Origin of the sequence: Paraburkholderia sp. J63 (genome assembly GCF_905220245.1) — a bacterium.
GTDB lineage: Bacteria > Pseudomonadota > Gammaproteobacteria > Burkholderiales > Burkholderiaceae > Paraburkholderia.
In genome coordinates this window covers 59,588-72,679 of record NZ_CAJMZF010000021.1, presented here as the reverse complement: position 1 = coordinate 72,679, position 13,092 = coordinate 59,588, and the positions used below count along the sequence as shown (strand labels likewise).

At 59.7% G+C, this 13,092-nt stretch carries 10 protein-coding genes; 4 read left to right on the top strand and 6 right to left on the bottom strand.

From position 1 onward, the window contains the following. Positions 1 to 65 precede the first annotated feature (65 nt). Both U5775_RS22295 and ctlX read left to right on the top strand, forming a co-directional pair. Positions 66 to 1,127, top strand: a complete 1,062-nt coding sequence (locus U5775_RS22295; protein ID WP_322060264.1) for an ornithine cyclodeaminase — start codon at positions 66 to 68, stop codon at positions 1,125 to 1,127. 39 nt (positions 1,128 to 1,166) lie between these two features. Beyond that, positions 1,167 to 2,108, top strand: a complete 942-nt coding sequence (ctlX, locus tag U5775_RS22290) for a citrulline utilization hydrolase CtlX (RefSeq protein WP_322060263.1) — start codon at positions 1,167 to 1,169, stop codon at positions 2,106 to 2,108. Between the two features lie 1,786 nt (positions 2,109 to 3,894). Here the strand turns inward: ctlX and U5775_RS22285 are convergent. From U5775_RS22285 to U5775_RS22275, 3 genes are all read right to left on the bottom strand, one after another. Continuing rightward, positions 3,895 to 4,980, bottom strand: coding sequence for a branched-chain amino acid ABC transporter substrate-binding protein (locus tag U5775_RS22285; protein WP_322060307.1), 1,086 nt, complete (start codon positions 4,978 to 4,980; stop codon positions 3,895 to 3,897). Positions 4,981 to 5,090: 110 nt separating this feature from the next. Then, the gene (locus tag U5775_RS22280) at positions 5,091 to 6,155 is read right to left on the bottom strand and encodes an ornithine cyclodeaminase (RefSeq protein WP_322060262.1); all 1,065 of its coding nucleotides are present in this window, start codon (positions 6,153 to 6,155) and stop codon (positions 5,091 to 5,093) included. A gap of 46 nt (positions 6,156 to 6,201) precedes the next feature. Next, on the bottom strand, positions 6,202 to 7,233 hold the full coding sequence (locus tag U5775_RS22275; protein WP_322060261.1) for a histone deacetylase family protein: 1,032 nt from the start codon (positions 7,231 to 7,233) through the stop codon (positions 6,202 to 6,204). A 117-nt stretch (positions 7,234 to 7,350) separates the two neighbouring features. On the opposite strand from U5775_RS22275, the gene U5775_RS22270 reads away from it, so the two are divergent. Beyond that, entirely contained in the window at positions 7,351 to 7,845 is a 495-nt protein-coding gene (locus U5775_RS22270) for an Lrp/AsnC family transcriptional regulator (protein ID WP_322060260.1), read from the top strand. Positions 7,846 to 8,209: 364 nt separating this feature from the next. Here U5775_RS22270 and U5775_RS22265 read toward each other — a convergent pair whose 3' ends face one another. From U5775_RS22265 to U5775_RS22255, 3 genes are read right to left on the bottom strand one after another with little or no spacing between them, the layout of a single operon-like run. After that, positions 8,210 to 9,457 (bottom strand): alpha-hydroxy acid oxidase, encoded by a 1,248-nt coding sequence (locus U5775_RS22265; protein ID WP_322060259.1) that lies wholly within the window; start codon positions 9,455 to 9,457, stop codon positions 8,210 to 8,212. A 39-nt stretch (positions 9,458 to 9,496) separates the two neighbouring features. Continuing rightward, positions 9,497 to 10,840, bottom strand: a complete 1,344-nt coding sequence (locus tag U5775_RS22260; protein ID WP_322060258.1) for an MFS transporter — start codon at positions 10,838 to 10,840, stop codon at positions 9,497 to 9,499. Positions 10,841 to 10,872: 32 nt separating this feature from the next. After that, positions 10,873 to 11,529 (bottom strand): 4-carboxy-4-hydroxy-2-oxoadipate aldolase/oxaloacetate decarboxylase, encoded by a 657-nt coding sequence (locus U5775_RS22255; RefSeq protein WP_322060257.1) that lies wholly within the window; start codon positions 11,527 to 11,529, stop codon positions 10,873 to 10,875. Positions 11,530 to 11,617: 88 nt separating this feature from the next. Here U5775_RS22255 and U5775_RS22250 point away from each other — a divergent pair, with 88 nt between their 5' ends. Further along, the gene (locus U5775_RS22250) at positions 11,618 to 12,529 is read left to right on the top strand and encodes a LysR family transcriptional regulator (protein ID WP_322060256.1); all 912 of its coding nucleotides are present in this window, start codon (positions 11,618 to 11,620) and stop codon (positions 12,527 to 12,529) included. The last annotated feature ends 563 nt before the right edge of the window (positions 12,530 to 13,092 follow it).

Sequence of the window (13,092 nt, the reverse complement as noted above, 5' to 3'; positions counted from 1 at the left end):
TCATGGAAATAATGTCTCTATCGCGCGGCACCTGGCCGCCGCAAGTCACCGGAGGAGACACATCCATGACCCGCTTTCTGGACGTACCCGACACTAGCCGCCTCATCGCGAGCCTAGGCGTACCGCGCTTTCTGGCCGAACTCGTCGGCACCTTGCGCGCCGATTATCTGCGCTGGCCCGATTTCGACAAATCGCCGCGTGTCGCATGCCATTCGCGCGACGGCGTGATCGAACTGATGCCAGTCGCTGATGCCAAACTGTTCGCGTTCAAATATGTCAACGGTCACCCGATCAACGCGCAGCGCGGCATTCATACGGTGATGGCGTTCGGCGCGCTCGCCGACGTCGATACCGGCTACCCCGTGCTGCTTGCCGAACTCACGCTGACGACTGCGCTGCGCACGGCCGCGACCTCCGTACTTGCCGCGCAGGCCCTGGCGCGACCCGACTCGAAAAAGATGGCGCTGATCGGTAACGGTGCACAAAGCGAATTCCAGGCGATCGCGTTTCACACGCAACTCGGTATCGAGGAAATCCGTATCTTCGATGTGGACGCGCGTGCAACTGACAAGCTCGTGCACAATCTGTCTGCTTACCCTGCGCTGCGTGTCGTTCGTGCGGCATCGACGGCAGATGCCGTGCGCGGTGCCGATATCGTCACGACGGTTACAGCCGACAAGGCCTACGCAACCATCCTCACACTGGACATGATCGAACCGGGCATGCATCTGAACGCAGTGGGCGGCGATTGCCCCGGCAAGACAGAGTTGCACGCCGATGTGCTGCGGATAGGCCACGTGTTCGTTGAGTACGAGCCGCAAACCCGTATTGAAGGCGACATCCAGCAGATGCCTTCTGACTTTCCAGTCACCGAACTCTGGCGAGTGCTTCGAGGCGAAACAGCAGGCCGGAAAAACGCATCGCAGGTCACCATTTTCGATTCCGTCGGCTTCGCGCTGGAAGACTATTCCGCACTGCGCTATCTGTATGCGCTTGCGGTGCAATACGTCGCTGGCACGGAGATTTCACTGATCCCACCGGCCGCCGATCCGAAGAATCTCTTTGCATTGGTCAGCATGCAGACTGCGCCCGCGTCCCGAATCGTCGCGCTCGAACCAACGCATTGAATCACGAACGTTCCGTCGAACTGCCTTCCATTTGCACATATGAACCGCTTGTCGATTCAGGCCCCGTCGGCCGTCGTGATGGTGCGTCCTCACCGCTTCACACCCAACCCCGAGACAGCCGGGGATAACGCCTTTCAACGCGAGCCCGCCGGGCATGACGATACCCATGCACACGCTCTCGCCGACGCAGCGCGCGACGAAGTGACGGCCGCCGCACGGCGACTGTCCGACGTGGGTGTTCGCGTGCACATGTTTGATGATCCCGGCGAAAACGGTACGCCCGACTCCGTCTTCCCCAACAACTGGTTCTCGACGCATCCCGGCGGCCATGTCGCGCTATATCCGATGTACAGCCACAACCGCCGGCGCGAAAGGCGGCCCGACGTTATCGACATGCTCAAGACGGAGTATCGGGTGCAGGACGTCGTCGACTATTCGGGCCTTGAACACGACGATATCTTTCTGGAAGGCACGGGCGCGATGGTGCTCGATCACGTGGCGCGCATCGCGTACACAGCGCGTTCGCGACGCGCCGACCCCGTTGCACTTGAACGCTTCTGCACGCATTTCAACTTCGAGCCGATGTGTTTCGATACAGCGGATACGAACGGGCAACCGGTCTACCACACCAACGTGATGATGAGCGTCGCGACGGATTTCGCGCTCGTCGGCTTTGACGTGATCAGCGACACGGCTCGCCGCGAGCACATTCATCGGCGTCTCGCGGAAACGGGACGCACGGTAATCGCGCTCGACAATGCTCAGCTTCGCAATTTCGCTGGCAATGCGCTCGAACTGACGGGCCGCGACGGCCGGGTGCTCGCGCTCTCCCAGCGAGCACTCGACTGTCTCACACCGCGACAGTGCAAGCTGATCGAGCGGTCCGCGCAAATGCTGCCGCTTGATGTCCCGACCATCGAAATGGCGGGCGGTTCAGTGCGTTGCATGCTCGCCGGCATTCACCTCGCGCGTCGCGGCTGATGTTCCTTTCAGGACTGGCGCAATTCGATGTCGGAAGACCTGTTCGAACGCGTATTCAAACCGGAAGAGATCCGGCTCGTGATACGGATACACCACCAGTTCCATGCCTACAGGCAGGACCGTTGCGGTGAATCCAGCGGGCAGGTAGATCGACGGCATCCATGTCTGCGAGGCAACCAGCGTGCTGGTCGGAAAGATTAATGTGCTGGTCCGCCCTGGCCGCCCACCACCCCTTGTTCGGCGCAGGCTCCTGTACGGTGGGATAGCTCAACGCGTGCACAGCCGCGTCCGCCATGGCCTGCACGACAACTCATGAAGCGCTGTCGCGGCGAGCTTGCAGAACTATTCGGGGTCGTTTTTCGTAGCTAATGAACGGCTTCCATTTCTAATACAACTCAGCCGCCTGCTTTGCATCGCCACTTGCGCAGGCACCGCCAATCTTGTGAATGCCGTCCGAATATCCGCAGCCCTCCATCGCGCGGTCGCGCCAGCATCGAAATCCGGCTTCAACATCATGGCCTCCTCGCCGTCCCACACCCGACGATAACTCGTTGCCGAGTTCAATCAGTCTCGCGGTTTCGATGCGGTCTGCGTCGTCCCGATCACGAAGTACGACATGTTCTTCGCATACTTCTCCAGTTGTGCGACGAACGGAGCGGCTAGCGGCGTGCCGGCGCCGGCGCATCCTGAATCGCTCTCGGGATAACAGTGGCGTTTGAAACTGGACCGGACGAACAGTCACTCGACGCATCGGGACCGCATTGCGTGCTAAGGCGACTGCGGACTGACCTGTGGGCCGAATAGGTCGCCCTACCAGTTACAGCACTGTCCGGTTGCTGGAGATGCGGCAACAAAATGAAGCGATGAAGAAGACGAAATCGCTATCATGGCCATCGCTTCCCTGCTTTGGTCATCGGTTGCGCAGTTCGCTCGTAGGGTCTTCCGGTTCAGCTTGGCCCCGCGCGACATCGACGAGTTGTTGCTTTGAGCGTGGTGTCGTGGTCACTTGGGAAACGGTCCCTTTCTGGTGCGATAGGTTTGGTGCGGGATTCGCCCAACGCGCCAAGGCGATGCGGCGCAAGGCATTAGACGAAATATTCGTGACACCGGACGGCGAGCCGCATCTGTTGTGGCGGGAGGTTGATGAGCACGGCGTAGAACTCGACGTGCCGGTGTCAAACGGTCCGACGAGGCCGGAGACAAACCTTTCTCCCGGCGAGTGCTGCGTTCAAAGCCGGCGCCGAAGAGAATCGTTGCCGGTCAGGTGCGCAGTTTTCCGGCGACAAAGGCCTGGGAACCAGAGCTTGCACAGATTTAGCACGTCACCGTCGAAGCGGCTGCACGCGTGAACACTCGCATCGAGAACAGCCACCAACCGCCCCTAGGCGCGAATGCGAGACGTGCTGCTTTTGCAAGGCTTGTCACACATCAGCATTTCGCTCATGCTTAGTTTAGGCCCTAGTCCGTCAGCACTTCGTGCTGCCTGGATATAAGATCAAGGAGGCGCATCATTGCATCATACGTAAAGAGCGCCTCGACTTACCGTATGATGCGCCGTGGCATCACAACATCACTCGGTGTCGGATTGTGTCAGATGATGTGCTGCTGCGGCGGCTCCATTCGCCGCACAATCGGTCGGGTGTTTCTTGTAATCCGCACCACCCGGATACACGGTCTCACAAAAAGTTTAACGCGATAGTCCGCATGAAATGCGGGTATGGTCTGTCTGACGGGCTGGTCAACCTCGAAGACCATCGACCCACCCATCATCCCCTCTCACACTGCGTTACATTCGCACGACGTCCAGCAATACTTTCTTGCTGTCCTTGTATGAGAACACCGAAATGGCACCATGCTTCAGGTCGCCTTGCGCGTTGAAGCTCGTCTCACCGATTACGCCTTGATAGTCGGTCGCCGGCATGGCCGCAAGCACCTTGGCCGCGTCGGTTGAGTTCGCACGCTTCATCGCGTCCACGATGATGTACACCGCGTCATAGGCAAATGGCGCATAGACCTGCAATGGTTGATGGAAGCGTGCCTCGTACCTGCGCACGAACGCCGCGCCACCCGGCATCTTTTCGAGCGCCATGCCGGCTTCCGTGCAAATCACGCTATCAGAGGCCGGCCCGGCGAGATTTGGCAGGTCGGTTGAGCACACCCCATCGCCGCCGAGTATCTTGCCGCGCACGCCGAGTTGCCGCGCCTGTTTGGCAAACGGACCGCCGGTTGCATCCATGCCGCCGTACATGATTGCGTCCGGATTCTCGCCTTTGATCTTCGTGACGATCGCCCTGAAGTCGACGGCCTTGTCATTCGTTGCGTCGTGCGACAGCACGCGCAAGCCGGCCGCTTTCGCCGCTTTCTCGAACTCGTTCGCCAGTCCCTGACCGTAAGCGGTCGAGTCGTCCACGATCGCCACCGTCTTCACCCGCAGATTATTTACTGCATAGGCGGCGAGCGCCGGTCCCTGCTGCGCATCGGTGGCGACCACCCGGTACGTGGTCTTGAAACCCTGCTGCGTGTACGCGGGATTGGTCGCCGCTTGCGATATCTCGACGATCCCCGCATCGTTGTAGATTCGCGATGCAGGGATCGATGTCCCCGAGTTCAGGTGCCCCACTACGCCGACCACGTTGTCGTCCACCAGCCTTTGCGCGACCTGCGTCGCCGTGCGCGGATCGCCGGCGTCGTCCTGTGGGTCGAGCTGCAACGTCAGCCGCTTGCCGCCGATCGACAGCCCCTTCGCGTTGATCTCCTCGACCGCAAGACGCGCACCGTTCTCGCTATCCTTGCCAAGGTGCGCAATCGCGCCCGTCAGTGGACCCACGTGGCCGATCCGCACGACGTCGTCCGCGTTAGCGTTAAGCGTCATGGTGAATAGCGTTGCGGTCACCGCAATGCCCGCCGCACACTTCTGATTCGTTTGCATGATTGAGTTTTCCCAGGAACGTTTACACCACATCATGGTGGTCGACAGGCGGTTCAAGCTGGCGCCCTACAGACGGAGTGATGCGTCGGCGCTTCGACGTTGCGGTCCATTGCGACGCCATACAGATCCTTCGGATCGAGCGGCGCTGGGATCAACTCCAGCCCGGCGCCGATGTTGCGTTCCGACGAAACGGCGCTGAGATAGCGCAGCGCCGAAAAGTCCTCCAACGCGAAGCCCACCGAATCGAACACCGTAATCTGTCGATCGGCCTCGCGGCCAGTCTCTTCGCCGCGGACGATCTTCTGAAACTCGATCACAGGAAAGTCCGCGGGCAGTTGCTGGATATCGCCTTCGATCCGTGTCTGTGGTTCGTATTCGACGATCACGCGCGCGAGGCGCAGTATGTCAGCGTGCAATTCGGTCTTGCCCGGACAGTCTCCGCCGACCGCATTGATGTGCATGCCCGCTTCGATCATGTCCGGTGTGAGAATCGTCGCGTTCGTCTTGTCGGCGGTGACCGTGGTCACGATATCGGCACCGCGCACGGCATCCGCGGCGGAATGCGCTCTGACGACGCGAAGCGTCCTGAATGGCGCGAGGTTGCGGATCAGCTTGTCGGTTGCGTCTGTGTCGACATCGAACACGCGGATTTCCTCAATGCCCAGCATGTCGTGGAACGCCAGTGCCTGAAACTCACTTTGCGCGCCGTTGCCGATCAGCGCCATCGAGCGCGAATCGCGACGGGCCAGGTAACGTGCAAACAACGCGGACGTCGCCGCTGTGCGTATCGCGGTCGTCAACGTCATTTCACTCAGCAGCAGCGGATAGCCCGTATCAACGTCGCACAGCACGCCGAAAGCCATCACCGTCAGCATGTCTGCCTTCGTGTTCTTCGGATGACCGTTCACGTATTTGAACGAGTACAGCCGTTCGTCGGAGGTTGGCATCAATTCGATCACGCCATCCGTCGAGTGGCTCGCCAGCCGCGCGGTCTTCTCGAACGCATCCCAGCGCTGGTAGTCGTGCTCGATGTAGGATGCCATTGCCCTGATCACCTCAATCATGCCGACTTCCGACACCAGTTTCGAAACATCCTTCACGTCTATGTATCGCGTCATGCCTGTTGCTCCTTTTTGTTAATGGTGGTCACCTGCATCGAACCGGTTACCCGCGCCCTTCAAAACCGAGCAGCACATTCACCGCGTTGACGCCAATTTCATCCACCATGTAGCCGCCCTCCATCACAAACAGCGTGGGAACGTTGAATTTCGCGAGGGCCTCACCCATGCGCAGGAAGTCCGGCGTGCGCAGGCTGAAGTGGCTGATCGGATCGTCTTCGAAGGTGTCGACGCCGAGCGACACGACCAGCACATCGGGCGCATGGGCGACAATTGCTGTACCGGCATCACGCAATGCCTGTTCGTAACCGCGCCAGGCAGTGCCTTTCTCCAGCGGCAGATTGAGGTTGAAGCCCAGCCCCGCCCCGGCGCCACGCTCGGAGGCGTATCCAGAGAAGTAAGGAAACGACACAGCGGGGTCACCGTGAATCGACGCGAACAGCACGTCGGCGCGATCGTAGAAAATGTCCTGCGTGCCGTTGCCGTGGTGAAAGTCGATGTCGAGTACCGCGACGCGTTTCGAGCCGTTACGCAGGGCGTGCTGCGCGGAAATGGCCGCGTTGTTCAGATAGCAATATCCGCCCATATATTCGCGACCCGCGTGATGCCCCGGAGGACGGCACAGCGCGAATGCCGAGCGCGCCCCGGCAGATAGCGCATCGACACCGGTCAGCGCGCAGTTCGCGCTCGCACGCACGGCATTCCACGTGCCGGCGTTGATCGGAGATCCGGCGTCCATCGAAAAAAAACCCAGCTTGCCGTCGATAAAGTCGGGCAACTCCACACTGGGCAAGCCGCGTACCGGCCACACGAGCGGCAACGCCTGGCACGTACGCCCCGACGCGGCCCACTCTTCCCAGGCACCGGCCAGAAAATCGACGTATCGCCGGCTATGCGCGCCGACGTAGTGTTCGCACGGATAGCTCTTTGGATCGATCACCTCGCCAAGCTCTGTTGCATGCACCCGCGCCAGCACGGTCTCAACGCGGCTGGGTTGTTCAAACGATGGCGTGACCGCGCCGTCCTTCAATTCGACGCCGTGATGCAGGCGATGATCGCCGCTGTAGATGGTAAGCATGGTTGACTGTCGCGTTGGAAACAGCCACCAGTTTACGGAGAGGCAAGCGCATTTACTTTGCTTTCGTTTGCGCCAGACCCTACACTTGAAGCACAAATTATCTACGCGATCTAAAAAATGGGCACAAATCGTTCAAAATTCGAACTGGATGCAGTCGACCGCTCAATGCTGCGTCTGTTGCAGGATGACGCGTCGATGTCGAACGCGGCGTTGGGAGAGAAGCTGTCGCTCAGCGTGACACCCTGCTGGAGACGGCGCAAACACCTCGAAGACACGGGCGTGATTACGGGCTACCAAACCACCATCGATCGGCGCGCGGTCGGCATGAACCTGTTTGCATTCGTGCATATCGTCTTCAACATGCACTCGGATAAATCGTCGGACAACTTCGAAGCGATGATTCTCAATCGCCCGGAAGTGCTGTCGTGTCACAAGATCACCGGCCAGGCGGATTACATTCTGCAGGTGGTCGCCACCGATCTCGATGCATACGGCGAGTTCGTCGAACGCGTGTTGCGCCGGCAAGCCGGTATCGCGTCGATACAGTCGAGCCTGTCGCTGCGCGAGGTGAAGCTTTCGTCGAAGATTCCGATTCCCGAAGCGGACGATTGAAGGTGTCATCAATCAGCAGACGATCAGATTGATTGTAAGTGCTCTACATGAACGTCCGCCGTTTGGGCAGGATTCCTTTTGTTCTCGGCAGACAGGATGGGTCGTGGGAGTGCGTTTCGCAGATGGTAAAGGCGGCTCTTGGGTCGTCAAGAGGATGGCGATGCGAAAGTGATAAAGCTCGATCCCCCATGTGCGCAGAAGTGAGAATGGTCCTTGCCATCCTCTGAGGAGAAGCGAAACAAAGCTCACGCAGGAGCCATCGTGAAAGTTCCGGTCCTGCAGGCTGCATAGCTCGCACGTGTCCTGTGCGGATGCTCCTGCTGGAGACACCGCAGTTCGGGGCGCCGGCGTTCAAAGTCGGCGCTCAAAGCATCAGTCGATTCAGATTTATCTCGTTGCGTGCATTCGATGCCCTTGCGCTCACTGGAAACTCGGCCTGGTCGACCGGAGGGAGTAGCGGCGTTTTCACAAACAGGCAGTCTAGCGTTACGTCATCGAGCGACGTGAGGCCAAGCATGCCCATGTTGCGCAAGACTTCCCCGGCGAGGAGCCTGATGCCGTGCCCAACACCGGCTTCTCCTGCAATTGATGCCGCGTACCCAAACGGACGGCCCACGAAAACGAACTTCGCACCGAGCGCAATGGCCTTCAGCACGTCTGCGCCTCTGCGCACGCCGCTATCCAGCATGACGGGTGTGTCAGGTACAGCCGCAACGATACGCGGCAAAACGAGCAACGGCGCAACCGCCCCATCGAGCTGTCTGCCTCCGTGATTGGAAACAATGATTCCATCAGCGCCCGATTCCACCGCACGACGCGCATCGTCGGGGCGAAGAATACCCTTGACCACGAGCACCCCAGGCCAGAGCGAGCGGATCATCTTTAAATGCTGCCAGGTCAGGTGTCCGCGATCCGAGAAGTCGCGCAAAACACCTGGCGAAAGGATGGGCGCACCGCGTTCTGCGTAGTTGTTCTCAAAGTGCGGCATGCCATGACGCACGATCGTCTTGAGAAAAGTGCCGAACAGCCACGACGGGTGCGTGATGCCATCCCACGCGAGCCGCAGCGACGGACGCAATGGCGTAGAGAAACCCGTGCGAACGTTGTTCTCGCGATTCGCGGCGACCGGCGTGTCGACGGTGATAACGAGCGTACGGAATGCGGTTGCCTTCACGCGTTCGATGAGTGCAACGATCTTCTCTGGTTCCCCCGGAAGATAGGCCTGGAACCAGGCATCCGGATTGACGGCCGCGACCTCCTCCAGACGCACCAAAGACGAGCCACTCATGATCATCGGCACCGCGCTCGCCTTCGCGGCGCGCGCGAGCACGATATCTCCGCGATACGCAGACAGCGCGCTGATGCCCATCGGCGCGATGCCGAACGGTGCCGCATAGCGCTGTCCGAAGAGGCTTGTCGATATCGAGCGCTTCGATACGTCGACCAGCGCGCGCGGGAGGAATGCGAAGCCAGAGAAAGATGCACGCGTTGCTTCGTACGACACATTGTCCTCCGAAGCACCTGCGATATAGCCGAAGATCGGCCTCGGGAGATGACGTTTCGCCATCGCCTCGAAGTCGTTCAGGCAAAGTGCTCGTTCGAGCTTGCTCATCGTCTTTTACGGAATGAGAGTTTGAGATTCACCACCGAACTAGTCCTCAACGTTGCGCGGTTCGGAGATGGTCAGCAAAATGACGACCGTCAGCGCCGACGCGGCCGCCATGAACGCGAACACCGAATCCCAGCCGTAACGATCAAGCAGCACGCCAGTGATGAACGGCGTCGCGGCGCCGCCGAGCTGCCCGCCCATATTGACGATCGCAGTCGCCAGAGGAAACTTCTGCTTCGAAACAAGCGGCATGGGATATGCCATGTAAGCCGAAAAGCCGATGCTCAGCGTCATCCCGGTCAGGAAGATGAGCGCCGCATACAGCACGGGGTCCGACGGCGAGTGAATCAGTGCGAACATCATGCCTACGGTGCCCACCGCTGAAATCAGCATCCCCGGCTTTCTGCGTTTGTCCAGCAGGCGGTCGGAGATCAGGCCACCGAGAATGTTGCCGAACACGGCGCCGACCCAGGGCGCGGCAGCGACGAAGCCCATGCTGACTACCGAGAACTTCTTTACGGTCAAGAGGTAAGTCGGAATCCACGCAAGCAGGACGCTGGAAATGCCGAGCTGGCAGCAGTAACCGAGCGCGCAGCCGTAGATGTTCCATGACGTGGCCACCTTTCGCGTGGTGTCGAGCAACGGCGCGCGTCGCGCGCGGATGAGCCGGTCCAGCCAGGTCCGCTTGTTCGCGACGGCTGCCCCCGATTCCCGGCGCTCGCTTTCGGCGTTGATGAGTTCGAGCTCCGCGCTGTTCACGGCGCGGCTCTGCGACGGCTTGTCAGCGACCATCAGATACCAGACTGCCGAGAGCAGCACGCCCGGCAGTGCGAACAGGATGAAGACTTCTTTCCATCCCCATACGGCGATGACGGCTGCGCTTATGATCGGCGTGATCACTGGCCCGAACTTCACCGCCGACAGGAACAATCCTGCCGCGGTGCCCTTCTCGCGCGCGGGAAACCAGTTGTTGATGGTCGTGGTGATGCCGATCGGCAACGGGCCTTCAGCGAAACCGAGCCCGATGCGACACATCTTCAACGCAAACAGCGAGCCGACTGTCCCCGTCAGTCCCGTCGCGAGCGATGTCAGCAGCATCGAAATCGAGAACACGCGCTTGACGCCGAACTTCGATATCAGCCATGCGGAGGGCAATTGCGCCACCGCGTATGCGATCAGAAAGAGGCTGACCAGCGCGCCCGCCTCCGCATTGTTCATCGCGAATTGCCTGCGCAGAAACGGCAGGGCCACACCGAGGTTCGCGCGGTCCGCTGCCGCGATCGTATAGATCACGAAGAACAACGCCGCCACGATCCACCGGTAGCGTGTCGCCTTGAGCGCTGTGCTACGCGCGCCCAGCGCGGCCTGGGCAGTGAGCTTTTTCATCGTCTCCTCCGTCCTGATCTTGTCTTTTGGTCTTAGCGGATGTTCAGGCGTTGCAAGGTCTCTTCCAGCCCGAGCAACTGTGCGGTGTTCGCGCCGGCCCGTATGCCAGCGCGAAACTGCGCTTCCTTTTCCTCACGTGCGTGGCTCTTGAGCACGACTTCATCGAGTTCATCAGGACGCACCACGACGACGCCGTCCATATCGCCGATGATCACGTCGCCCGGATGAATCACCACGTCGCCGATACACACCGGCACGTTCAGTTTGCCCGGCTGATTCTTGCCTGTTCCCTTGATGCTCAGGCCGCGGCAGAACACCGGAAAGCCCATCTCGATGATCGCCCTCGCATCGCGCACCGCGCCATTGATGACGAGACCCGCAAGTCCCTGGTGCTTCGCCTGCTCGGTGAGGACATCGCCCCACGGGCCAGCTTCGAGAAACCCCTTCGCGTCGACGACAAGCACGTCGCCAGGTTTCGCGTGCAGCAATGCGTAATGGAGCATGAGGTTGTCGGCCGGGCGCACGTCCACGGTCACGGCGCGGCCCGCGATGCGCATGCCCGCGTCAATCGGCTTGATGCCGCTATCCAGCGCGCCTTTCGCGCCCTGCGCCTCGTAAACCGTGGCGCTGCCAAAATCCGCCAAGGCCGCAAGCGCTTCAGCCTCTGGTAAACCCGCGTGACCGCTCATGTTCCACTCCGCAATTGAAATAGCGACCAGTGTTAGATAAAGTGAACCGCAGATCAAACATGATTATTTGATGGTATGTTCACGAATCATGAACTTAAGACAGCTTCGTTACTTCTGTGCCATCGTAGAATCGGGCAGCGCGGCCCTCGCGGCGCAGGCTCTTTTTGTCGCCCCGACCGCTATCAGCATGCAGCTCGCGCAACTTGAAGAGCATATCGGCGGCGACCTGTTCGACCGCTCGCGCAGGCCGATGGAACTGACCTCGCTAGGCCAGTATCTTTATCCGCGCGCCAGGGAATTGCTGTCCAGCGCAACGCGACTGGATGACGAAGTGAAGGGGATCGCGCAAGGCAAGCGTGGATGGATAGGGATCGGCTTCGTGCGGTCTGCGAATTTCTCGCTATTGCCCGATAGCATTCGTCGATTCAGGAAAGCGTGTCCCGACGTTCATCTCGATCTCGTTGAAGTCCTGACCGAGTATCAGCCGGAAAAGCTTCTGCAAAAGCGCATTGATGTCGGCATATCACGATTCATCGGGCCATTCGAGCGACATCCTGAACTCCACTACACGCTCATCTACGATGATCCCTTCGTCGCAGCCGTTCCCCTGGACGGTCCTCTCGCGAAGCAAAAAGTCGTGACGGCGGCCGAGTTGTCTGCGCACCCATTCATTCTCTATCCGAAAGACCCGCGCAGTCCCTTCGGCCAGCAGATGCTGGCTGCGCTGCGGCAGGCAGGCGCAGATCCGGGGGTCGGCTATGAGGCAGTCGAAACACATACCGCACTGGCGCTGGTCGGAGCTGGACTCGGCGTGACGATGGTTGGGCAATCCATCGCGAAAAACAATCGCAAGGACGTCAGGTTTCTGCGCATAACCGACGTCAAGCTGACGACAACTCTGTTCATGGTGACCCGCGTAGATGATGAATCCAGGACGGTGGAAGCGTTTCGTAGTGCGGTCTGTTCGGGAGGCCGTACGCGCTACCGGCCAAAATTTTGAAGAGACGGCATTCGGCCCCGGTCATTTGCCTGCTGGCGGTCTCCAGAACTCGTGGCACCTATGTGCGGATAAAGTACTCTCGCGATAACCTGGTGAATCGGGCTACCCTTGATTACGAAACTCACTCTTGGTCTGGATCTGTCAACGAAGCGCGCGTAACCGGGAATTCCTTGATGAGACTTTTCCGGCTCAGCGGGCGAGGCCACTTAGTTTTTAGCACTCAATTCGACGAAGAACGCCGCCCGCACACGTAACCCAGACGTGAACCAGACGAAAAAGTGAGATCACTCGCGCGAGTTGAACGCGCATGTCAGCGTAGACGCGCAGTCAGGGTTGGCGCACAACCTCAATGGACCGAACGGCGACCAGCGCTCATGACTCATGGCAGCATGAGTCGATGTTGCATGGCGAGGGAACGGACGCCTACGCTAAAGTTGGATATCAGGGAATTGAAAAGGGGGCAACGCGGACGTGGCTCGCTCTTATGTCGCGACGCGCCCCAGAAGGCGCAGGTAACTGGACTTGAAAGATCGCGTGGATACGATTCACGATCAGATCGAACG

Coding starts and splice junctions, on each gene's coding strand:
- U5775_RS22270 (WP_322060260.1), top strand. CDS start 7,351: ATGGGCACAAATCGTTCAAAATTCGAACTGGATGCAGTCGACCGCTCA.
- U5775_RS22285 (WP_322060307.1), bottom strand. CDS start 4,980: ATGACGCTTAACGCTAACGCGGACGACGTCGTGCGGATCGGCCACGTG.
- U5775_RS22260 (WP_322060258.1), bottom strand. CDS start 10,840: ATGAAAAAGCTCACTGCCCAGGCCGCGCTGGGCGCGCGTAGCACAGCG.
- U5775_RS22255 (WP_322060257.1), bottom strand. CDS start 11,529: ATGAGCGGTCACGCGGGTTTACCAGAGGCTGAAGCGCTTGCGGCCTTG.
- U5775_RS22280 (WP_322060262.1), bottom strand. CDS start 6,155: ATGACGCGATACATAGACGTGAAGGATGTTTCGAAACTGGTGTCGGAA.
- U5775_RS22250 (WP_322060256.1), top strand. CDS start 11,618: ATGAACTTAAGACAGCTTCGTTACTTCTGTGCCATCGTAGAATCGGGC.
- U5775_RS22275 (WP_322060261.1), bottom strand. CDS start 7,233: ATGCTTACCATCTACAGCGGCGATCATCGCCTGCATCACGGCGTCGAA.
- U5775_RS22295 (WP_322060264.1), top strand. CDS start 66: ATGACCCGCTTTCTGGACGTACCCGACACTAGCCGCCTCATCGCGAGC.
- ctlX (WP_322060263.1), top strand. CDS start 1,167: ATGAACCGCTTGTCGATTCAGGCCCCGTCGGCCGTCGTGATGGTGCGT.
- U5775_RS22265 (WP_322060259.1), bottom strand. CDS start 9,457: ATGAGCAAGCTCGAACGAGCACTTTGCCTGAACGACTTCGAGGCGATG.